The sequence below is a fragment of the Aquipluma nitroreducens genome, from assembly GCF_009689585.1.
GTDB lineage: Bacteria > Bacteroidota > Bacteroidia > Bacteroidales > Prolixibacteraceae > Aquipluma > Aquipluma nitroreducens.
Genome location: NZ_AP018694.1, coordinates 1,517,159 through 1,539,659, shown reverse-complemented (window position 1 = coordinate 1,539,659; position 22,501 = coordinate 1,517,159). Strand labels below are relative to the sequence as shown.

The 22,501-nt window shown below is 41.5% G+C and carries 19 protein-coding genes; 6 read left to right on the top strand and 13 right to left on the bottom strand.

What is annotated here, in order from left to right:
• Nucleotides 1-3: 3 nt before the first annotated feature.
• Nucleotides 4-1,743, bottom strand: coding sequence for a dipeptidase (locus AQPE_RS06435; protein ID WP_318350231.1), 1,740 nt, complete (start codon nucleotides 1,741-1,743; stop codon nucleotides 4-6).
• A 224-nt stretch (nucleotides 1,744-1,967) separates the two neighbouring features.
• Here AQPE_RS06435 and AQPE_RS06430 point away from each other — a divergent pair, with 224 nt between their 5' ends.
• The gene (locus AQPE_RS06430) at nucleotides 1,968-3,173 is read left to right on the top strand and encodes an ATP-binding protein (protein WP_318350230.1); all 1,206 of its coding nucleotides are present in this window, start codon (nucleotides 1,968-1,970) and stop codon (nucleotides 3,171-3,173) included.
• Nucleotides 3,174-3,183: 10 nt separating this feature from the next.
• On the opposite strand, the gene AQPE_RS06425 is transcribed toward AQPE_RS06430, so the two are convergent.
• From AQPE_RS06425 to dnaB, 3 genes are all read right to left on the bottom strand, one after another.
• Nucleotides 3,184-4,650: a glycoside hydrolase family 30 protein gene (locus AQPE_RS06425; RefSeq protein WP_318350229.1), complete on the bottom strand. Its 1,467-nt coding sequence runs from the start codon at nucleotides 4,648-4,650 to the stop codon at nucleotides 3,184-3,186.
• A gap of 84 nt (nucleotides 4,651-4,734) precedes the next feature.
• On the bottom strand, nucleotides 4,735-6,030 hold the full coding sequence (locus AQPE_RS06420; protein WP_318350228.1) for a hypothetical protein: 1,296 nt from the start codon (nucleotides 6,028-6,030) through the stop codon (nucleotides 4,735-4,737).
• Complete coding sequence (gene dnaB, locus AQPE_RS06415) at nucleotides 5,996-7,579, bottom strand: replicative DNA helicase (protein ID WP_318350227.1); 1,584 nt, start codon at nucleotides 7,577-7,579, stop codon at nucleotides 5,996-5,998. Before dnaB ends, AQPE_RS06420 begins: the two co-directional genes overlap by 35 nt.
• A gap of 201 nt (nucleotides 7,580-7,780) precedes the next feature.
• Between dnaB and AQPE_RS06410 the strand changes: the two genes are divergently transcribed.
• The gene (locus AQPE_RS06410) at nucleotides 7,781-8,314 is read left to right on the top strand and encodes a hypothetical protein (RefSeq protein WP_318350226.1); all 534 of its coding nucleotides are present in this window, start codon (nucleotides 7,781-7,783) and stop codon (nucleotides 8,312-8,314) included.
• A gap of 23 nt (nucleotides 8,315-8,337) precedes the next feature.
• On the opposite strand, the gene AQPE_RS06405 is transcribed toward AQPE_RS06410, so the two are convergent.
• From AQPE_RS06405 to AQPE_RS06370, 8 genes are all read right to left on the bottom strand, one after another.
• Nucleotides 8,338-9,315, bottom strand: a complete 978-nt coding sequence (locus AQPE_RS06405; RefSeq protein ID WP_318350225.1) for a D-alanine--D-alanine ligase — start codon at nucleotides 9,313-9,315, stop codon at nucleotides 8,338-8,340.
• 47 nt (nucleotides 9,316-9,362) lie between these two features.
• A complete protein-coding gene (locus tag AQPE_RS06400) occupies nucleotides 9,363-9,776 on the bottom strand; it encodes a GxxExxY protein (protein WP_318350224.1) in 414 nt (137 codons plus the stop codon).
• 55 nt (nucleotides 9,777-9,831) lie between these two features.
• Nucleotides 9,832-10,893 carry an RluA family pseudouridine synthase gene (locus AQPE_RS06395; RefSeq protein ID WP_318350223.1) on the bottom strand — a complete coding sequence of 354 codons (1,062 nt, stop codon included), beginning with the start codon at nucleotides 10,891-10,893 and terminating at the stop codon, nucleotides 9,832-9,834.
• Nucleotides 10,894-11,718 carry a PASTA domain-containing protein gene (locus AQPE_RS06390; RefSeq protein WP_318350222.1) on the bottom strand — a complete coding sequence of 275 codons (825 nt, stop codon included), beginning with the start codon at nucleotides 11,716-11,718 and terminating at the stop codon, nucleotides 10,894-10,896. It abuts the gene before it with no gap.
• Between the two features lie 185 nt (nucleotides 11,719-11,903).
• Entirely contained in the window at nucleotides 11,904-12,062 is a 159-nt protein-coding gene (gene rpmH, locus AQPE_RS06385) for a 50S ribosomal protein L34 (RefSeq protein ID WP_318350221.1), read from the bottom strand.
• 93 nt (nucleotides 12,063-12,155) lie between these two features.
• Entirely contained in the window at nucleotides 12,156-12,788 is a 633-nt protein-coding gene (rsmG, locus tag AQPE_RS06380) for a 16S rRNA (guanine(527)-N(7))-methyltransferase RsmG (protein ID WP_318350220.1), read from the bottom strand.
• Between the two features lie 17 nt (nucleotides 12,789-12,805).
• Nucleotides 12,806-13,417, bottom strand: a complete 612-nt coding sequence (locus tag AQPE_RS06375; protein WP_318350219.1) for an RNA polymerase sigma factor — start codon at nucleotides 13,415-13,417, stop codon at nucleotides 12,806-12,808.
• Entirely contained in the window at nucleotides 13,408-14,469 is a 1,062-nt protein-coding gene (locus AQPE_RS06370) for a glycosyltransferase (RefSeq protein WP_318350218.1), read from the bottom strand. Before AQPE_RS06370 ends, AQPE_RS06375 begins: the two co-directional genes overlap by 10 nt.
• Nucleotides 14,470-14,721: 252 nt before the next feature.
• Here AQPE_RS06370 and tgt point away from each other — a divergent pair, with 252 nt between their 5' ends.
• From tgt to AQPE_RS06350, 4 genes are all read left to right on the top strand, one after another.
• A complete protein-coding gene (tgt, locus tag AQPE_RS06365) occupies nucleotides 14,722-15,852 on the top strand; it encodes a tRNA guanosine(34) transglycosylase Tgt (RefSeq protein ID WP_318350217.1) in 1,131 nt (376 codons plus the stop codon).
• Between the two features lie 138 nt (nucleotides 15,853-15,990).
• Nucleotides 15,991-17,064: an LptF/LptG family permease gene (locus tag AQPE_RS06360; protein WP_318350216.1), complete on the top strand. Its 1,074-nt coding sequence runs from the start codon at nucleotides 15,991-15,993 to the stop codon at nucleotides 17,062-17,064.
• Nucleotides 17,065-17,256: 192 nt separating this feature from the next.
• Complete coding sequence (locus AQPE_RS06355) at nucleotides 17,257-18,801, top strand: acyl-CoA carboxylase subunit beta (RefSeq protein WP_318350215.1); 1,545 nt, start codon at nucleotides 17,257-17,259, stop codon at nucleotides 18,799-18,801.
• Nucleotides 18,802-18,817: 16 nt separating this feature from the next.
• Nucleotides 18,818-19,144 carry a biotin/lipoyl-containing protein gene (locus AQPE_RS06350; RefSeq protein WP_318350214.1) on the top strand — a complete coding sequence of 109 codons (327 nt, stop codon included), beginning with the start codon at nucleotides 18,818-18,820 and terminating at the stop codon, nucleotides 19,142-19,144.
• 151 nt (nucleotides 19,145-19,295) lie between these two features.
• On the opposite strand, the gene AQPE_RS06345 is transcribed toward AQPE_RS06350, so the two are convergent.
• On the bottom strand, nucleotides 19,296-22,109 hold the full coding sequence (locus tag AQPE_RS06345; protein ID WP_318350213.1) for a M16 family metallopeptidase: 2,814 nt from the start codon (nucleotides 22,107-22,109) through the stop codon (nucleotides 19,296-19,298).
• Between the last annotated feature and the right edge of the window lie 392 nt (nucleotides 22,110-22,501).

The window sequence follows — 22,501 nt, the reverse complement described above, 5'->3', positions numbered from 1 at the left end:
CTTTTATTTACTTTTTGGAACAACCAACCGATCGCCGGTTCCCTGAATCATGATGCGTTCCCATTCTTTTCCGTAGCCAGGTTGAGCAGGCATTTTGGGAATGTTTTTGTTGTTCCCGTTGTCGAGTAATTTGCGGCTGTCCGAATTTTTAACATTCCCATCCACGTATTTCATAAACAGATACTGGTAAAACACTTTCCAGTCGGCTACCAGTTTGTTGCCGGTGTAAACCGAATAGCTGGTCAGGTAATCGGTTGCTGAAGCCGGATTTTGTTTGTAGAGTTCTGCTGCCTGTTGATCAATTACTTTCATTTCGTTTGCAAACTGTGTTTCAAGCTGCGACTGGCATTTTTCAACTTCAGGATGGATGAGGTTATAGCGCGAATAAGCCCAGTTATTTACCTGATTGAATGTCCAGAATGCCGAAGTTTCCGACCAGGAGATCATCGAGCCATTTCCAAGGGCATAACTCTCCGGAACTTTTTTGATTCCGCAATACATCGGGGCATATACGCAGCCGTCGGTATCGTCGACACCAAACCAGAAAATGCCACCAATGGGAGCGGGGAGCCAACTGCGCGACTGGGCCACAAAGCTGTAGCCTGTTTGCTGGGTAGCAATGGCGCGTTCGCAAAGGTATTCAACGCTGTCAACTTCGAATTCCATGGGGCGCCAGCGGTAGGGCGATTTGAATGGTCCGGCTCCCGGATCGTTACGCATATCCATCGGAGTGTCTTCGTAATGGTCGCGCATGGCAGTCATCACTTGTTGGAGCGTAACCGGTGAATCGGGTTTTACCCACAGTGGCATGCGATTCGAAACGTATCCGTTTGGATTCGCGGTTTGATCCATCATCTTCGTATCGCGATTAAATTTTCCCATTGCATAATTGGTATAATCCTGATTTTCGCGAATTTCTTTGTTGATTTTCCGGAAGAAAGACCAAACGCGGGCATCACAGAAACGTGCTCCTCCAAAATTCAATGGATTGTACACATCCGAAAAGCTGAATGCTTCGTCGGTTCCTTTATAAAAACCGTGTTTTTTCGCAAAGCTGATCACATCCGGAGAATGGAACGTGGTTTGTTTAGGGTCGTTCCAGTTGTTGGTTTTCTGAAACGGGAAAGTGGTGATTCGTGCCTGGTTGGCATGTCCGCTTACATAACCGTCGGGAATTTGGCGGGCTACCCAAACGGCGCCTTTTTCATACTTGCCTTTGCCGATCAACTCCATAATCCAGGCTTCGTTGGCATCCGAAATGGAAAAGGATTCTCCCGAGGTTGCATATCCATACTGAGCCACCAGTTCGGTCATAACCTGAATCATTTCGCGGGCAGTTTTCGAGCGCTGAAGTCCGATACGCATCAGCGAGCCGTAATCCAGAATTGCTCCGGGCTGCGATGTGAGCGAATCCAGCCCGCCCCAGGTGGTTTCGCCAATGGCTACCTGATTTTCATTCATGAACTGAATGACTGAAAAAGTATGGGCAACTTCAGGAATAGTGCCAAGAAGTTTGCCGTTTTCGTAATGAAAAACTTCGCACAAATCGCCGGGTTTGTGGTCGGAAGCCGGATAAAAACCAAGGGTTCCATACCGCGTATGCGAGTCGGCAGCATAGGTAATCATTACCGAGCGGTCGTTGGTTGCGCCTTTGGTGACTATCAGGTTGGTACATCCAAAAACGTTGGTGATGCCTGAAGCAATGAGCAAAATCAGGCTAAGTGTAAGGATACGATTTATCATGGATTATTAGGGTTTATCAATTTTCGTAAATGTAGGGAAATTGGTATTCTTTAAAATGATAAAACATGGTTTTGGAAAATATTTCTGTTTTTTTCATACTTGGAATATCCTTTAAAATATACGATACACATGAAATATTCATTTATTTATTTGTATATTTACGATATATCATTAATCAATGCGTATTTATTGTTGCGTTTGTGCTGTACCTTAAATAGGAAACAATGGAATATATAGTCAGGCCAGCTTATACAGAAAGGATTAAACCTTTTATTGGGAAGCAGATTATAAAAGTACTTACCGGGCAACGAAGGGTTGGTAAAAGTTATATCATGTTTCAGTTGATGGATTTTATTAAAAGCGAAAACCCATCGGCTAATATTGTGTACATCAATTGCGAATTGGAACAATTTGCTCATCTTCAGAATAATACTGATTTGAATGATTATCTGCGTGATAAGTTCCCGGAGGATAAGGCAAACTATTTATTTATTGATGAAATTCAGGAGATTGAATCGTTCCAGTTAACTCTTCGTAGCCTGTTTGCTGAAAACAAGTGCGATATTTTTTGTACCGGAAGCAATGCAAGGATGCTTTCAGGCGAATTAGCGACTTCCTTATCGGGAAGATATATTGAGTTTAATATTCATAGCCTGAGTTTCTCTGAATTTCTCGATTTTCATCAACTGGAATCAGGTATTGAAAGTTTAATGAAATACCTTACCTATGGAGGAATGCCCTATTTGACTAATATCGGGCTTGAAGGCGACTTGCCTTTTGAATATCTAAAAAATGTTTATTCAACTATTTTGCTGAGGGATGTTGTTTCGCGTGAAAATATCCGGAATATATCGTTTCTGGAGAACCTTGTGCTTTACCTGGCTGATAATATTGGAAGCCTTTTCTCTGCAAATAATATCAGCAAATTTCTTAAATCACAGCACATCGAAATTTCCCCGCAGCTTACCATGAACTACCTCAAAGCCCTTTCTAATGCTTATTTTGTGCATAAAGTAGTCCGGTCGGAAGTGGGTGGTTTAAAAGTTTTCGAGATAGGAGAGAAATACTATTTTGAAGATTTGGGTTTACGCAATTCGCTGAAAGGATTTAACCAAAAAACTGATATTCATAAGCTTCTTGAAAATGCTGTTTATCTTCACCTTGCGCATCAGGGATACCGTATTTTTGTTGGTAAGATTGGAAATAAGGAGATTGATTTTGTGGCAGAACGTAACGGGTTAAAAGTATATGTACAGGTTTGTTTGCAAATATTGGAGCAGTCAACTCTTTCGCGTGAATTCGGGAACCTGATGATGGTCGGTGATAATTACCCAAAATATGTTGTCACACTCAACGATTTGATTGTTGGCAACGATTACCAGGGAATCAAGCAGGTAAACCTGCTTGATTTTCTGGCCATAGAATTATAACTTGATTTTATCAGATAACCACTGTCATGATAGAATGTGGTAAACTTGTAACAGGTGCAGCTTTACCCGAAATCCATAATTGGTAAGGCAATTTACTGTCAGATAAATTGAGGACAACCACCACTATTTTTCCATCAGGATTGAGAAATGCCGTTGCTTGCAGTTTGTCGCGGTTTGTCGAGCAGCCTATCCGTTTGGCTCCGGGTTGGATAAATTTGGAAAAGTGCCCAATGTAATAATAGCTGTTCGTGTAAATTAATTTCCCGGTTTTGGTGTCGGCATGGATTGGCGCAAAGCAAAAATTACCTACGTGATTTGGTCCGCCGTTTTCGTCGAGCAAAATATTCCAATCGGTCCAGGCAACTGTTCCGCAATTAAAATCGTTCACCATCGAATTCCCGTATCGTTCGCCAAGCGACCAATCATTTACACGGTTCAAATCGAATTTCTCGACACAACCTTCGGTAAAAATCAGTTCTTTCTCCGGAAAGGCTTCTTTTACCCGTTTCAGGTTTTCGAACTGCATCGCACTGCCAGTCCAGGTTTCGTACCAGTGGAATCCGATACCCCAGATGTATTTCGAAGCTTCAGGATCGTTTAGCAAGGTGGTTGCCCGTTGGTAAATCAAATCACGGTTGTGATCCCAGCAAATGAGTTTTTTATCGTTCAATCCGTTTTTCTGTAAGGTTGGCCCGAGGTATTTCTTTACGAAATCGCGTTCGTCTTCGGCAGTATAAAGGCACGATTCCCATTTCTGTTTGGCCATTGGTTCGTTTTGAACCGAAAGTCCCCAAATGGGCATTCCCATCGATTCGTAAGTTTTGATAAATTTCACGTAATGGTTGGCCCATACTTGAGCATATTCCGGAAGTAATTTTCCTCCCAGCAAAACATCGTCGTTGTCTTTCATCCAGGCTGGTGGACTCCAGGGACTCACAAACATAGGTAATGTTCCTCCAGCAGCAGCTATGGCCTGTTTGATGAAAGGAATACGGAACTTTTCGTCGTGGGCAACATTAAACGAGTTAAGAGATGTGTCTTTATCGGTCACATAGGCATACGTGTCGCTCGAAAAATCGCAACTGGCAATATTGGTGCGGCTAAAATTGTAGCCAATGCCTTTATTTTTATCGTAATAGGCCGTCATGAATTCTTTTTGCGTGGCTTCCGGTAATTTTGCAAAAACTTCGGCTGAAGCATCGGTCAATGCGCCGCCAATGCCAATAAAGGTCTGAAAAGTGCGGGTCGGGTCGACAAAAACGCACACCTGAGTTTCAAACGGTTGCCCAAAATTTTCAAAAGTAGCATCGGCTGTTTGAGACAATCTAAGGGAAGTGTCTCTGGCAGTAACGAAAATTTGAGCTTTTTCGGGATTGACAATCTGTAACGGTTTGTCACCATTTTGTGTAGCTGGCTTGTTGGTACATGCCACTGTAGCCAGAAGTGATAACACAAAGGCGGTTTTAATCTTGTTCATGGTGGTTAACTTTTAAATTAATAGTATCCCGGTTTTTGCGTGACGGGGCTGCAAGATAGTAAAATGTGGTTTTTAATAAAACGTTTACGTCTTCTGTTTCTTTTTCTTGGCAGCCGGAAATAAAACATTATTTAGGATTAAACGGTATCCTGGCGAATTTGGATGCAGATTCAGGTCGGTAGCCGGGTCGCCAACAAAATGTTGATAATCTTCAGGGTCATGTCCTCCGTAGAAGGTCCAGAAGCCTTTGCCAACTTCACCATGAATATATCGGGCTTCGTTAGCGGCTTTGTTTTCGCCCATCACCAAAACATTTGGTTTTACCAGACTTCGGTTAAAGGCAGTGGTTTGTCCCATAAACCCTTTGACCATATTTACATGGTTTTGGCAGAGCATGGTTGGCACCGGATCCCATTTAGCCGAAAACTGGAACAGCGTAAAGTAATCTTGCTCGCGTGAAACCTTTCGGGTGGTCGACACATCGATGTCAGAAAATTTGTATTCGTATGGATTCCGGTTGATTGTGAAATTTTGGAAAGCCAGTGTATTGTTGAAATTCAGTTTTGAATTCATCTCGGGGTCAGCGGTATCGCCGTCGAACATCGACTCGCAAATATCCACGCCTTGCGCCGACTGGGTAATGTCGTAGGTATCAGTAGCGGCACACATGGCAAAAAGAAATCCTCCGTTTTCGATGAATTTATGAATTTCGCGGGTGACAACTTTTTTCATTTCCGAAACTTTCATAAACCCCAATTTCTGGGCAAGTTCCTTGTTTATTTTTACTTCTTCCTGATACCAGGGAACATGTTGGTATGCCTGAAGAAATTTACCAAACTGACCGGTAAAATCTTCGTGATGAAGGTGTAGCCAATCGTAATCTTTCAATTTGCCATTCAGTATTTCTTCGTCATAAACCACGTCAAATTTGATTTCGGCATATTTCAGGACCAAGGTTACTGCATCGTCCCATGGTTGTTTGTTGGGTGGCGAATACACGGCAATTTTTGGTGCTTTCTGCATGCTGACCGCGTCTTCATTTACATCTTCGCGCGCAATGTCGGTAAGTATATTGTTTGCTTGGCCGTCGGCCAGAGTTTCGAAACTCACTCCGCGTACCAAACATTCGCTGGCAATGGCTTGCTGATGTTGAATAAGGAAACTCCCGCCCCTGTAGTTGAGCAGCCATTTTACTTCAATGCCTTGTTCCAGTGTCCAGTAAGTTATTCCGTAGGCTTTCAGGTGGTTGCTTTGTTTTTCGTCCATCGGAATCAGGATGAAACTGGCTTTTGCCGTTTGTACAAGCAAAATGAGAGTCAGGATCAGCAGCCACCGAAAACGGCTTTTAGAACGGAATATGTTCGCCTCCGGAATTTTCATAATGGCTAAATTTATCGTTGTCGAACGACGAATTGACTGGAATTGCGCCACCTTTGCGGAAAGGATCGCCCGAATCATCGTTCATTTTCGATTGTAGTTTTTGTCCGTACTGGCCGCCTCCAATTTCTTCCGGAATAATATTTTCCATATCGGAGAATTTAGCCAGGTTCTTTTTAAATGATAACCGAACATCGCCAACTGCACCGTTACGGTGTTTGGCAATGATAATTTCGGCCACACCAATGAGCGAGTTTCCATCTTCATCTTCGGTAATTCCGTAGTATTCAGGCCGGTGAATGAATAAAACGATATCAGCATCCTGCTCGATGGCTCCCGATTCACGAAGGTCGGAAAGCTGAGGGCGCTTGCCTTCGCGCGATTCGACTGAACGGTTCAACTGCGAAAGTGCAATGACCGGAATATCCAACTCCTTGCCAATCGCTTTCAGTGATCGCGAAATCATACTCACTTCCTGCTCGCGGCTACCTTTGTTATCCGATCCGGCAGTCATCAACTGAAGGTAATCGACGATCACCGCTCCAATGTTATGCTGCATTTTCAGACGACGGCACTTGGCCCTGAACTCGAAGACTGAAAGCGCCGGAGTATCGTCAATAAACAAAGGAGCATCGTCCAGAACAGCCAACTTACGATGAAAATGATCCCATTCCCATCCTTGCAAACGACCATTTTTAATTTTTTCTGATCCCAACTCAGTTTCCGAAGCAATTAAACGGTTGACCAATTGAATGGATGACATTTCGAGCGAAAATACGGCAACAGGTACCTTGTGTTCGACCGACATGTTTCGCGCCATCGATAAAACGAAAGCTGTTTTTCCCATTGACGGACGGGCAGCAACAATAATAAGGTCGGTTTTTTGCCATCCCGAAGTAATGCGGTCCATGGCCGTAAAGCCGCTGGGCACACCGCTCAGTCCATCTTCACGATGCGAAGCGGCTTCGATCAGGATAGCTGCCTCGCGCAAAAGTGGTTTGATGGGCATTGATTCCTTTTTGATGTTTCCTTCGGCTACCTGGAAAAGGGCGGTTTCAGAAAAATCAATCAAATCGTCAACATCGATGGTGTCGTCGTATGCTTTGGTTTGTATTTCGGTTGATACGCGGATCATTTCGCGCTGCATGAATTTCTGTGCAATGATGCGCGAATGAAACTCAATGTGTGCCGCAGATGCGACCCTTGAAGTCAATTGGGTGATCATCATCGGGCCGCCAACAACTTCAAGCAGATCGCGGTTTTTCAATTCCTGGGTTACCATCAGCAAATCTACCGGCTTTTCGTGAGTCGATAAATACTTGATCACATCAAATATTTTCTGATGTTCTTCCTTGTAAAAACTCCGGGTATCGATAATATCGGCAACGGTTACATAGGCATCGCGTTCGAGCATCAGGGCTCCCAAAACGGCCTCCTCTACCTCGATTGCCTGAGGTGGTATTTTGCCATACTGAGCATTGATTTGCTCAATGGTATTCTTATTCTGTTGTTGGTAATTCTTCTTTTCTCCGGCCATTTTATTGGGATTCAATCAATCAGAAATTCGTGTTCTCAGCAAAACAGATTTTTTGCAGGGTTTCAAAGGTAAAAAAAAGCAAACATCGGGCATTTTTTTGAATGAATAAGTTACCAACAAAGTTTATCTTTCGGTATTGCTAAAGAAAACTCCTGAAAACGATTTTTGCACGCAACTATTTTTCTGATTGGTTAGTCTTACTCAAAAAACCACATTATGAAAAAAGAAATCAGTTTCATATTCCTTGCTTTATTATCTGTACTTGCAGCTTGCTCCAAAGAAGATTTTAACTACCAAAGTGAATTTGAAAAAAGCTTCCAGAAATGGGAGAATTTTAAATCAGATTCAGGGAATTCATACACTTATGTCGTATATAATTCAAGTTGGGTCGGAGCTTCATGGCAAACCCAGATAACAGTTTCTAATGGGGTGGTTACCGAGCGTAGTTTTAAAATGATTTCGGCTCAAGGACTCGACGAAATTCCTTTAGCAGATCGGGAGTGGACTGAGAACGGGAGCGAACTTAATTCGCATACGACGGGTGCAGCTTTGTTAACGCTTGATCAGATTTACGAAAAAGCGAGAATAGACTGGTTGGTTAAGCGCAAAAATACGATTACCTATTTCGAAGCCCAAAATAATGGTCTGTTATCGTCGTGCGGTTACGTTGAAGATGGTTGCCAGGACGACTGTTTCGTGGGAGTTCGTATTTCAAGTATAAAGGCTATAGCTTTCTGCTATACACGGTAAAAAGTATATTATCTCTTTTTTCTCTATTTCAGTTTGTCTTCGATAATCAACCCCAAAACATCGCTCAATTTTCGACCCATAGCTGCAATTTGCTGAGGTACAAAGCTGGTGGCGGTCATACCGGGAGTTGTGTTAACTTCCAGAAAATAGAATTCGCCGTCTTTCAGGATGTAGTCGACACGCACAATTCCTGAGCAATCGCATAAATCGTAAATGCGCGACGAAAGTTGCTGTATCTTATTTGTCATATCCGGAGAAATACGGGCAGGAGTGATTTCGTCGGTTTTTCCGGCAACATATTTGGCTTCGTAATCGAAAAACTCGTTTTGTGGAATGACTTCAGTTACAGGAAACAGAATTTTTTGATTGGAAAGTTTAACTAATCCGCAGGTAAATTCCTTGCCTTCGATAAATTCTTCAACCAGAATATCGGAACTTTCTTTCATGGCCAGTTCGAGCGCTTCCTGAAGCTGTGCTTTTTCTTTCACTTTGGTAACCCCAAAACTAGAACCTCCGGCATTGGGTTTCACAAATACAGGCAAGCCAAGTTCTTCAACCAGTTTATCCGGATTGATTGAATCGCCTTTGAATAAGCGTACCGATTTAGCCATCGGGACATTGAAGTTGCGCAGGTAATTGCTGCAAAAATATTTGTTGAAAGTGAGCGCCGATGAATATACGCCGCAAGTAGAGTAGGGAATTTTCACCAAATCGAAATAGCCCTGAAGTTTACCATCTTCGCCTGGTGTGCCGTGGATGGTAATGTATGCGAAGTCGAAATGGATTTTATTGCCGTTTTTGATAAATGAAAAATCGCTTTTATCGATGGGTGAAATTATCTCGTCGCCTTCAAAAACGACCCAGTCGAGGCCTTGCATCTGTACTTTCCAGACATTGTAAATAGTTGGATCTATTGACTCGAATACATTTTTACTGCTTTTCACCGAAACCACAAATTCGGATGAGTCGCCTCCATAAACAACTGCAATATTCTTTTTCATTTCTTAATAAGTTTTGAACCACATAGAACACATAGTTTTTGAAAATACTATTTTATAGGTAATTTTCTAAAATATTCTGTAACAAATGTTTGTTGACCCTCTTTAAATATATTCAAACAATTGAAATTGATTAATATACCTTTAGGCTTTTTTAGAAGTTTGAGGTATGACAAGATTTGAGCCTCATGAATTGGTAATATTTTATCGACTGTTTTTAGTTCAACAATAATCAGTTCATTCACCAATAAATCTAACCGAAGTTCGCAGGTTAAGTCTAAACCCTTGAAATTCAAAGGAACGGATTGCTGTCCGGCAACAGTATATCCATTCTGGATTAAAAGATGAGCCAGACACTTTTCGTAAATACTTTCCAATAACCCAGGCCCAAGTTCCTTATGAACCTCAATGGCGTATCCAATAATGGCACGGCTTAATGCGTTAACATCCTTTTGAGTGGTCATATTCTCAATCTTAGCTTTACTGAAAAATATTCTATGTGTCCTATGTGGTTCAAAATTATTCGTTTATCCGGTTCGATAAATAGTTTCTCCATTTGACAATCACATTGGCCAAATCATCGGGCAATTCCGATTCGAAAATCATTTCTTCGCCAGTTCTCGGATGCACAAACCCGAGCATTTGGGCATGAAGCGCCTGCCGTGGAATCATTTCAAAACAGTTCTTTACAAATTGTTTGTATTTGGTAAAAGTGGTGCCTTTCAGAATCTGGTCACCGCCGTAATTGTCGTCGTTAAACAATGGATGTCCAATGTGTTTCATGTGAACCCTAATCTGATGAGTCCGCCCGGTTTCGAGCCGACATTCTACCAGATTTACGTAACCTAATCGTTCGATGACTTTATAATGTGTAACGGCAGGTTTGCCATAATCACCTTCAGGAAAAACGGTAAAGACCTGCCTGTTCTTAAGGCTTCGTCCGATATTGCCGGTTATTGTTCCCTTGTCATCAGCCAAATCGCCCCAAACTAAGGCAACATATCTTCTTTTGGTCGTTTTTTCAAAAAACTGAAGCGACAGTTTTACTTTGGCTTCAATGGTTTTAGCTACAACGAGTAATCCGGAAGTATTTTTATCGATCCGGTGGATAAGACCTGGGCGTGGATCGTCAGAATTAAATAAAGGAAGTCCTTTGAAATGAAAGGCCAGCGCATTGACCAGCGTACCCGAATAGTTTCCATGTCCGGGGTGAACGACAAGTCCCGGTGGTTTGTTGACAACCATTACATCATCATCTTCATACACAATATTCAAGGGAATATCTTCTGCAATGATTTTGAGCTCACGGCGAGGGTAGTCCATCACAATGGAGATTTCGTCGCCGGGTTTTACCTTATAGCTCGATTTTACCGGAAGTTTATTCACCAGGATTTTGCCTTCGTCGGCGGCGGCCTGCAATCGGCTACGGGTGGCATTCATTAAACGGTTCGACAGAAATTTATCGATACGCAGTAAAGTTTGTCCGGGGTCGACCACTACGTTGTAATGCTCGAACAGAGCGCCGTCTTCGGTCTCTTCGGTTTCGTCAAATTCGTCGAATATATCGTTGTCTTCTATCATTTAAAAAAAAGAGTTGTCTGGTTTTTCTTCCTCTGGTTTTGACTCCAGTTTACTTTTATCTATAGTGAGCCACAAATCAATTGCCGTTCCTTTTTGAACCTCAAATACGCCGGCAGGATCAGGACTTTGTTTGAATATCATTGCTTTTCCTTTCTGAGCTTTGTAAAGAACCGATTCGTCGTAGGTAATTGTTCCAATATTCAGGAAAACTTCGTCTAAAGAGAGTTTAGCTTCAGTTAAGTTTTGACCGAATAAGGTTGGAACCAGACTGGTTTCTCCATTGCTATTGCTTCCTAAGACCAGGTCAATAACACTTCCTTTTGGAATTATTTCGCCAACCGGAATTTCGCGTCCTTCGCTTTTCTGTTCTAGAACGAGGTTTGGAAATTCAGAAGGTTTATATTCAACCTTTCCAGCGATCAGGCCCGAACTTTCAATAATGTTGATGGCTTGCCGGTACGAAATGTCGGTAAGCTGTGGCATTGGTATTTTTTCCTGACTAATGGCACAGAGGGTGATAAATATGGTTCGGTTTTCCTTTACTTTCATTCCGGCCTTCGGAAAATGATCCAGTACCGTTCCCGGTGCCGTTTCGTGCGAATATACCGAATCGCGTATCTGAAACCGAAGGTCGATTTTGTTTAAAATCTGAGAAACTTCAGCAGTTGTTTTGCCACGCAGGTCGGGTATTTCAATTGATTCTCCATGATCTGTATAAATCCGGAGGGCAAACATATTCAGCACGATCAGGAATGTGGTAACCCCGACGACTGCAAGTGCGTTATACTTAAAGGTTTTTGTTTTGAAGAATTCTTTCAGAGTCATGCGTTAAAATTCTGGATTCGTAGAATAAACACAAAAGTAGTTTAAAATGTGCAAGTAGGTTTACGCAAAAGCCGAAACAATAGACTTTTTATCAGGTTGGCAGACGATACTGGTATAAACACAAAAAGGTAAAGAAAATTCATTCTTTACCTTCTGTATATGTTCGGAAAGCCGAAAGCTATTGACTACCTTTTGTGTTGTGGTTCGTCAGAAACAGTCAGTTTTTTTCTTCCTTTTGCACGACGGGCTTTCAAAATCTTACGGCCATTGGCTGTAGACATTCTTTCGCGAAATCCGTGTTTGTTTTTTCTTTTTCTGTTTGATGGCTGAAATGTCCTTTTCATCGGTCAATATTTTTTATAGATAATTTTCGTTTTTCAATCGGACTGCAAAAATAGTTCTTTTTTAATATCATGCAAACCAATTTTCTCTTTTATTTATTTATTTTTTATACTCATGTGAATCAGCCTTTTCGTTTCGAAAAATTCTTCCTGAAAAAAGCTTTGTAATTCGTAAACCTCGATTTGTTTTCTGAAAGGTTCAATTTCTTCGTCAAAGTCGCCTCCTTTTAAATAGAGGATTCCGTTGGGTAAATCGTTTTTGCTTTGGCTGGCGACTTTGGTTTGCACCATCGAAACAAAGCGAGGGAATGCAGTTACAGCGCGGCTTACCACGAAATCAAATTTCTGCTTTACCTCTTCAACCCTGATGTGTTCGGCGGTTACATTTGTGAGGCCAAGCGCTGAAGCTACTTCGTTAACCACTTTAATTTTCTTCCCAATTGAATCGATCAACATGAACGAAGTTTCAGGAAATAGAATGGCAAGCGGTATGCCAGGGAAGCCTCCACCGGTGCCAACATCAAGAACTGTTGTTTGCGGATTAAACTGAATAACTTTGGCGATGGCCAGCGAATGGAGCACGTGCCGTTCGTAAAGTTGCTCAATATCTTTTCTGGAAATAACATTAATTTGAGCGTTCCATTCTTCGTATAGCGCGCCCAAACGGCCAAATTGATCCATTTGCTGATCGGTGAGATCAGGAAAATATTTTGTGAGAATTTCCATCATGATGTTTGTGAGTTCAATTATGCTTCGTGCTCGTCAATTTCAGTCGATTCGATCATTTTGAAGAGCATTTCGCGAGCCCTGAAAAGCTGGGCTTTTACAGTACCGAGGGGCAAATTTAGTTCTTTTGCAATTTCTTCGTACGAGAATTCCCTAAAATAGCGAAGTTCAACCAGAATGCGGTATCGCGGTTTTAGCCTGTGAACAATACGGCGCATCAAGATGGCTTTTTGGATCCGCATCAGTTTTTCCTCGGGATTAGGTTCTGTCGACCTGAGTTTAATGGGTGCGTCGTTATCGCCGTTTTCCAGATTATTCTCAATTGAAATGTAAACGCCGCGGCGCTTTCTCAAAAAATCGATGCAATTATTTGTAGCTATTTTAAATAACCAGGTGCTGAATGCATAATTGGGTGAATACTGATGGAGATTTTTAAACGCCTTACCAAAAGCTTCAAGTGTGAGGTCTTCAGCATCGTTTTTATTATTCACCATTTTCAGAAGCATAAAATAAATCGCATCCTTATAGCGGCTCATCAGCTTGGCAAACGCTTTCTCTTCGCCGGATAGCGCTGCCTCAACCAGTGAGAAATCGTACTGAGCTTTGTCTGATAATTCAGGATTTAATTCCATCTATTTCTTCGGTGAATTAAGTACATCGACCAAAAAAACCACCAGTTCAGGAGCGGTTTTATTAAAATGTACACAAACGAAGATAAGAATATTTTTCGTTCATTCAGCCGTTTTAATAGCATTTTAACAATAATAGCAAGAAGAATGAGATATATAAGAGGTAAAGCAGAAAATGTGATCCAGTATTCAGGGTGAAGTATAATTACTGTTGTTATAAGTCCTGCAAGCAGTATTTTGGTTGCATCGTCCAGAAATAGGCTGATTTTTTTTGACCAAGACAGGGATTGTCTGATCTGGACACCTTTTTTTAATAATCGAACATGATCGCCACGGTCGTCTTCGATGTGTTCGCGGATTGCTAAATCAGGATTGGTGGTTATTTTGACCCGTCCTTTTTTTAGATTTTCATTGAAGATCAGTTCGAGGTTGGCAAAATTCCGGTTCATTTTATGCCTGAATCCAAGCGTGTCGAAGTACATTGTCCTTTTGAAAAGTACATTGTTCTCGTTGAAAACAAAAGGCTTTCCGGCAAGAGTCCATGCACCGCTGATCACGAACTGGCTGAAACGCTCCAACCGGCAAATCAGGTTGCGGAATCCTTTCATTCGTTCAATATTTGTGTAAGCAACAACCAGATCAATTTCAGGTGTAAGTAAACCATTCAGGTTGGCCAGCCAATCCGGATTGATTTCTCCTGAAGAAGAGGTAAGCAAAACGATCCAGGGCGAAGATGATCCTTTGAGTCCGATGTTGATGATTTGTTTTTCAGAAAATTGAGTTTCCTGACTTAGAGTTGTAACCTTCAACTTGGGATTCGTTTCTGCAAGCACACTCAAAATTCCGTCGGTATTATCTTCAGAGTGAACATTAATTACAAGGATTTGATAATCCTCAAAATGTTGTTCGTTAAATTTACCGATAATCTCCCGAATATTTTGTTCCTCGTTTCTGACAGACATAATTATCGAGATGCGGTTAGCGCCTGGGTTGGCGTCATTATCCCGATGCCGGGCCAGTTTTAAGTAGTATCTCAGCAAAAAGTACATCTGCATTATAAATACGACTAACAGTGAGGCTAACAGCACTATATCGGTGATTGTAAACAATCTGTAATTAATAATTTCCACGTTGGAGTTGCTTGGTTAATAAATAGATCAGATCCGCATTTTTATGCGCGGCAAAATTAATAAACCTGCTGATTAAATCCTTCCTCTTTTTAATTAGATTTAACAATTAGCCTGTTGCTGATTTTTCCTGTCATTCCACTTTTATAGCTATCTTTGGGCACTCAAAAAATTAGCTTGATGCAATTTGAATTAAAACATACGACTGGCGGAAGCAAAGCAAGGGCAGGTTTTATTACTACCGATCACGGTACAATTGAAACTCCGATATTTATGCCGGTAGGTACAGCCGGTTCAGTAAAGGGAATTCACAAAAGAGACTTGAAGGAGGATATTGGTGCGCAAATTATTCTTGGAAACACGTATCATCTGTATTTAAGGCCAGGTTTATCCATCATTGAGCAAGCTGGTGGACTTCACAAATTTAATGGTTGGGATGGTCCAATATTGACTGATAGTGGTGGTTACCAGGTTTTTTCGTTGGGCGACATCCGGAAGCTGAGCGAAGAAGGAGCTAAGTTTCAATCGCACATTGATGGTTCGGCTCATTTATTTACTCCTGAAAATGTGATGGATACCCAGCGTACGATTGGTGCTGACATTATGATGGCTTTTGATGAATGCACGCCCGGAGATGCCGAGTACGAGTATGCCCGGAAGTCGATGGAAATGACCCAGCGCTGGCTCGATCGCTGCTGGAACCAGTTTGAGAAAACGGCACCTAAATACGGGTATTCACAATCGCTGTTTCCAATTGTTCAGGGAGCTGTTTATCCTGCACTGCGCGAAATTGCTGCTCGAAACGTACTACAGTATAATGCTGATGGCTATGCCATTGGTGGCCTTTCGGTAGGCGAGCCGGAGAAAGATATGTATGCCATGATTGAAGTCGTTAACGAAATACTTCCGGAGAATAAGCCACGTTATTTAATGGGAGTGGGCACTCCGGTTAACATTCTGGAAGGAATTGACCGCGGTATTGATATGTTTGATTGCGTGATGCCTACCCGCAACGGACGCAATGGAATGCTTTTTACCAGTAAAGGCGTGATGAACATGCGGAACAAGAAATGGGCTGATGATTTTTCACCGATTGATCCGGATGGAACTTCGTTTGTCGATCACCATTACAGCAGGGCTTTTCTTCGGCATCTGATTATTGCCGGTGAAATGCTTGGTGCACAGATTGCAAGCCAGCACAATCTGGCCTTTTATCTTTGGTTGGTTAAAGAAGCGAGAATGCATATTCTGAATGACACATTTAAGAGCTGGAAAGAAGAAATGGTTCAACAACTGTCTGTAAGGCTTTGACAATAAGGTTTATTTTTGGGAAAAATGATAAAAGAAGGATGAGTCTTTTGCTTGTGTCCTGATGATGTGGTTTTAAACTTTTGACTTTAAACTTTTGACTTTAAACTTTTGACTTTAAACTTTTGACTTTTAAACAGTATGCTGCATAAAATTGATTGGTATATCATTAAGAAATTTCTTGGGACATTTTTTTATGCCATTGCTCTGATTATTTGTATCTCAATTGTTTTTGATATATCTGAAAAGATTGATGATTTTATGTCGAAGGATGTTTCGGTGAAGTCTATCGTTTTTGATTATTACATCAATTTCGTGCCCTATTTTGCTAACCTTTTTAGCGGACTGTTTACCTTTATTGCTGTTATTTATTTCACTTCGAAACTGGCCTACAATACCGAGATTATTGCTATTTTAAGTAGTGGCGTTTCGTTTAAGAGGCTTATGCGACCCTACCTGGTTGGCGCTACAGTTATTGCCTTGTTTTCGTATCTTCTGGGGAATTATGTGATCCCTCCGGCGAATAAAAAGCGAATTGATTTTACTAATATGATTAATCCGAAAAAGGCTCCGAATGAGAAAAATATTCATAGGCAGATCGAGCCGGGCGTATTTGTTTACATGTCGGCCTACAATGCTTCTAACGATGTAGGTTATAAATTTACCATTGAGAAATTTGCTGAACGGAAACTGATTTCCAAATTGTCAGCTGATTACATCAAATGGGATCGTGAAAAAAAGAAATGGGTTATTCATGATTATAACATAAGGACTATTGATGGTTATACTGAGAAAATAACCCAGGGAAGCGAAAAGGATACCACGTTGAATATGCTTCCAGAAGATTATCAGGTGGTTTCTAATGTTGTGGAAACAATGACTTTGCCCATGTTAAACAAATCAATTGAAACGCTGAAACTTCGCGGTGTAAATACAATCGACTATGAAATTGAAAAGCACAAACGACGGTCAGGACCGTTTTCAGCATTTATTCTGACGATCATTGGTGTTTCCCTGGCTTCCCGGAAGATAAAAGGTGGTATTGGGTTTCACCTGGGATTGGGATTGCTTTTAAGTTTCTCGTACATTCTTTTTATGCAGGTAACTACAGTCTTTGCGACCAGCGATTTGCTGGCTCCCTGGCTGGCCATGTGGATTCCAAATCTGGTTTACGGGGGACTTGCATTCTACCTGTACCGCAGGGCCGCGAAGTGATGCTTAAAAATTCAAACTTGGGATAATATAATTCAAAAACAAATAAACAAGCGAAAACAGTTTTTTTTGCACGAATGTTTTATAAAACATGTCATACAAAGAAAAAATGATAATTTTGCGCCCTGTTAAAGCATCTGTTTGGATGCGAATTAAAAATCAAAAATTAGATTATTTTAATCAAAAACAAATTCTATGTCACTGAAAAGAAGCATTTTAGACCTTCGTAAACGGAAGGATGAGGTTCGTCTGGGTGGAGGAGATAAGGCTATTGAGAAGCAAGTCGCTCAAGGCAAAATGACCGCACGTCAACGTATCCTCGCTATTGTTGATGAGGGCTCATTTCATGAATACGATATGTTCGTTGAGCATGTTGGAACTGACTTCAACATGAGCAATAAAGTTTTGGCAGGAGACGGAGTTGTGATTGGAACGGGAATGATATATGGTTCTCCAATTTGTATCTATGCTCAGGATTTTACCGTTGAAGGTGGATCTTTGGGATTGATGCACGCCCGTAAGATCACCAAAATTATGGATCATGCGCTTAAAATGCGTGTTCCGCTGATTGGTATTAACGACTCAGGCGGTGCCCGTATTCAGGAAGGCGTGAATTCGCTGGCTGGTTATGGCGAAATTTTCTTCCGTAATACGCTTTCTTCAGGTGTAATTCCACAGATTTCTGTTATTCTTGGTCCATGCGCTGGTGGCGCAGTTTATTCTCCTGCTTTGACCGACTTTGTTTTTGTGGTTGAAAATATTTCAAAAATGTTCATCACCGGTCCTGCGGTTATAAAAAGTGTGTTAGGCGAAGATATTTCGATGGAAGCGCTTGGTGGGGCAAGGGTTCATGCCGAAACTACCGGTAATGCCCATTTCTTTGCTTTGAGCGAAAAAGAATGTTTCGAGCAGATCAAAACCTTGATCACCTACATTCCATGGAACAATACCGTTCGGGCAAAAGCTTTCCCACCAAAGGAACCAAAAACTAAATTGAAAATCGAAAATATTGTTCCGGCTGATGCACGTATGCCTTACGATATTCGCGACATTATTAAATCGATTACCGATGGTTCGGAGTTCTTCGAAATCATGGAACTTTTTGCTGCAAATATTGTAATTGGTTTCGGTCGTATGAATGGCGAAACTGTCGGTTTTGTTGCTAATCAACCTTTGGTTTTGGCCGGGGTGCTCGATTGCGACAGCTCTGATAAAGCAGCCCGTTTTATCCGCTATTGCAACGCGTTCAATATTCCAATTATTACATTGGAAGATATGCCTGGATACCTTCCCGGAGTTGATCAGGAACATGCCGGGGTTATTCGTCATGGTGCAAAAATTTTGTATTCGTATTCAGAAGCTACAGTGCCAAAAATCACTGTCATTATCCGGAAAGCATACGGTGGTGGTTACATCGCTATGAACTCGCGCCACTTACGCGCCGACTTTGTATTCGCCTGGCCAACTGCCGAAATCGCTGTTATGGGACCTGAAGGCGCAGCTAACATTGTATTCCGCAAGGAAATTGCAGAAGCAGCCGATCCGGAAGCTATGCGTCAGCAAAAGATTCAGGAATACAAAGACAAGTTTGCCAATCCTTATGTAGCTGCATCGAAGGGTTACATCGACGAAGTGATTGAACCTCAGGAAACACGTAAAATCCTGTTGCATGCACTTCAGATTTCTATGCATAAAGATGTGCCGGCTCCAGCTAAAAAACATGGACTTCCACCATTTTAAACCAAACTAAATGATTATGGCAGACCAGGAAAATAAGCAGTACATTATTGTACACAGTGCAAAATACGAAACCACTTATAACAAAAAGTACTTGAACCGGAAAGTTTGGGAAGAACCAAATTTTAATATGATTAAATCATATATTCCGGGAACGATCATCGATATTTTGGTGAAAGAAGGACAGGTTTTGAACGGTGGCGACAGTATTATTGTTTTAGAAGCGATGAAAATGTACAACGATGTGCAGATGCCGTTCAAAGGTAAAATCGTAAAGATCAATATTGAAAAAGGTCAAAAAATACCGAAAGGTTTCATAATGATCGAAATTGAACCCGTAGCTTAAGAAATATCTCAAACAGATAAATTTTATAGGCACATTATAGTGGAGCGTTTCCGGTTTCGGGAGCGCTCCTTTTTTGTATACCGTATCCCATTAAAAAGCCTTTCATCGCTAGCGATGAAAGGCTTTTCTATATTGGTAAATTCAATTTGTTTTATTCAGGCTTTGCCTTGAAGATTAAATCAACCACGTCGGCTTTTGAAGTGAGCGATTTTACAAATTGCTGAACATCGGCAATGGTCATTTTCTGAAGGATATTCTCATAGTTTTCAGCTGCAGCCGGGTTGTATGAGTAGGTGTAATACGTATTCAATGCCTGCAACCAGTAGTTGTTGTGCAGTTTCGATTGTTCCCTGTTTTTCAGGAGATTTTTAACTGCTTTATCTAAATCTACCGCAGTTGGACCGTTTTGAGCAATTTTTTCAATTTCCTGATAAACGATTGATTTCAGCTTTTGAGCTTTTTCCGGATCGGTATCAAACATCAGGTTAAGGCTTTTTTCGGCCTTTGGAAATTTTTCGGAATTGGTTGAAACCCTTACTCCATAAGTTCCACCTTCTTTTTCGCGTATTTCTTCAGTATAACGGAAGTTCAGGATGTCGCGGAAAACACTCAGCAGCAAGTTCTGTTCAGGAGTAAAATCCATTTTGGTATCGAAATTCACAATCACCGTTGCTTTCTTGGTTTCCTGAGGTATTTCAATTTCGCGAACCGTTTTTCCTTTCGGGCCTTCAACGTTACGATCGATCCATGTTTCTTTTCGAGGCAAATTAGTCAGCGAGCCAATGTATTTTTCGGCCATCGTTTTAGCGGTTGCTTCGTCGATGTTACCAACTATGAAGTATGTAAAATCACCTGCGTCGACAAACCGGTCTTTATAAATGCCTTCAATCTGATCCAGTGAAATCTCGTCGAGCATTTGTGGAGTCATCAGTTTTGTGCGAGGATTTTTACAAGTCATGATCAACGACAGCGAATCGCTCATTATCTTTTGTGGATTGTTGGCCATATTTGCTAAATAGGCTTTGTAACGACCAAGCAAGGCTTCGTATGCTTCTTTGTCGAACCGTGGATTCTCGAATTGCAGATAAAGCAGTTGCATCATGGTTTCAAAATCTTTCGGAGTTGCCGATCCGGAAAATGTTTCATTCAGGTCCGACAAACTCACATTCAAGCTAACTTTTTTACCTGTCAACGCTTTTTTCAAGGCTGTGGCATCGTATTCGCCCACGCCGAATGCTCCCATGAATTGGTTCAGCATCATAGCCGAGGCAACTTTATCGTTGTTCACTTTCGAGCTTCCTCCTTTGCTCACGGCTACCAGCGAAACCTGATCTTTTTCGTAGTCGGCCTGACGGAAAACGACCTTGGCTTCATTCCCTAAAGTCCATTCTACGGCATTAAATTCCGGAAGCTGCCTGGTGCTTTTTACTTTCGAACCTTTCAATTCCTTGCTGATTAGGTTAGACGATACAACCTGATCGGTATAGGGTTCAATCGGACTGTTTTCAACTTCATTGATTATGGCAAAAGCCTGTTCTTTTGAAAGGTGTTTGGCTTCAGGTTTATCAGGCCCCATTACCACAACCACGCGGTTTTCAGGAGTCATCCATTGTTTGGCATGAGCCGAAACTTCTTCAACCGAAATGGTAGGCAATATGGCCTGAGCGAATTCCCAATCGAAATCGATTGAAGTCAGAGGTTCGTTTCCGATGTAATTGCTTTTGCAATCGCGGGCATAAACATCATTGCTGATTTTGTCGCGTTGTTTGTAACGGCTTTCCAGCGAAGTCAGGTAATTTGTTTTAGCCCTATCGAGTTCTACTGAAGTAAATCCATGTTTATTAATCCGCTGTGCTTCAGTAAAAATTGTTTTAAAAGCAATTTCATCTTCGTTGGGTTTGGCGGTTGCTTCAATGTTTAAGACTTCGTATCCATCAACAAATCCACTGTAACTAATGCTGCCCATTACAAACGGAGGTACTCCTTTTTGCAACAGTTCGCTAATGCGGTCGCGGGTCATCATGCCAAACAATGCCTGAATGGTTTTCTCGCGCAGATAGTTCATGTTTTTTTCTGCCGGAGGAGTCGCTTTATGTTTGATGTATAAGTTTACCTCGTAACTCGAGGCTTCTTTGTCGGTTGTTAGTACATACAGCGGTTCTTTATTGTCAGGAACTTCGTAGAATTCGCGTTTGGGAGGGTTCTGAACCGTTTCAATGCCCGAAAATAAAGCTTTCACTTTCTGTTCAACGACATCCACATCAATGTCGCCAACAATAGCTATTGCCTGTAAATCGCTTCGGTACCAATCGTGGTAAAAGTCGCGGAGTGTTTTGTATTTAAAGTTTTTAACCACATCCATACTTCCAATCACATCGCGTTGGGTGTATTTAGAACCTTGAAGAAGTACTTTTACATATTGGTTAAACATGCGCCGATCGGCATTTTGCCCGGTACGCCATTCTTCATTAATTACGCCACGCTCGGCATCAATTTCCTCATCGGTTAGTAATAGATAGTCGGCCCAATCGTTAAGTACAAGTAAACAAGTATCGACCAAACCTTCGTGCTTAATTGGGATGTCGCTCAGGTTATAAACTGTTTCATCAAAACTGGTATAGGCGTTTATGTTTCGCCCAAATTGTACGCCATGTTTCTCCAGCGTGTTAATGATTCCTTTTCCGGGGAAATGCTCGGTGCCATTAAAAGCCATATGTTCCAGAAAGTGAGCTAAACCATTCTGGTCGTCGTTTTCGAGCAAAGCGCCTACATTTTGAATGATGTAAAAACTTGCCCGTTCTTTGGGTTCTTCGTTGTGCCGAATGTAGTAAGTGATTCCGTTGGCAAGCTTGCCAATTCGGAAAGCAGGATCAGTTGGCGCAGGCTGATTTAGTGGATTCTGGCTGAAAACCATTCCTGATACCTGTAACAGGACAATGATCAGGATTAATCTGAATTTGATCATACGTTTCTTATTTTCGTTGTTTTTTAATTTACGGACAAGTCTTTTTGGGGCAGATTGTCATAATACAACGAAATAATTAAAAAACGAATGATTAGAATTACAAATGACCGGAATTATTTTCGTTTGAAAGAATAAAAAGTTGCAGGTGCCTAGTTTTGTGTTGGTTTCATCACTTTCCAAACAACCAAAAATGGCTTTGGTATCCTTCTTCCGGATGGCAAAAACAAACGGATGATTGACTCAGAAAGAATTGTCAGGACCGATTGAAGTGGAGAAAATAGTAACTTCACTTACCGTAGCAGCTTCTATTCTGCTTTTGTTTTAACCCATTCGTAAATTCGTGAAATCAACCTTAACCCAAAATGAATTGTTGTCGTAACAAAGCATATGTG